A 522-nucleotide genomic window follows, 5' to 3' on the forward strand; every position below is an offset into this window, starting at 1 on the left:
GCCGTGGCGGCACCGTGAACGGCATCGCCTGCCCGCTGGGCGCGCATTACCTGCCCGTGCCGGGCGACGCGGCGCGCGAGGTGCAGGACCTGCTGGAAGAGCTGGGCCTGCGCCAGCGCGTGGCGGGCCGCTGGCAATACGACGAGCGCCATCTGTGCCACAGCCCGCAGGAGCGCCTGTTCTTCCAGGGCGAATGGCAGGAGGGCCTGCTGCCTGTGCAGGGCGTGCCGGATACCACGCTGGCGCAATACCGGCGCTTCGCCGGTCAGGTCGAGGCGCTGGGCAAGGCCGCGCGCTTCACCATGCCCATGCTCAAGGGATTTGATACAAAAAGGCCGCTGGCGCCCGTCCAACAAGCGCTGGACGCTCTTGTTTTTGATGACTGGCTGGCCCGCGAGGGGTTTGACGACCCGCACCTGCGCTGGTACCTCGACTACTGCTGCCGCGACGACTATGGCGCCGGCACGGCGCGCGTGTCGGCCTGGGCCGGCATCCACTACTTCGCCAGCCGCCACGGCTTCC

General features: G+C 69.5%; 1 pseudogene. It reads left to right on the forward strand.

Annotated features, from left to right (window positions below):
- A pseudogene (locus ACDELDRAFT_RS23470) lies at positions 1-522 on the forward strand (hypothetical protein); the annotation flags it as partial.

The sequence above is a fragment of the Acidovorax delafieldii 2AN genome (genome assembly GCF_000175235.1).
GTDB classification, from domain to species: Bacteria; Pseudomonadota; Gammaproteobacteria; order Burkholderiales; family Burkholderiaceae_C; genus Acidovorax; species Acidovorax delafieldii_B.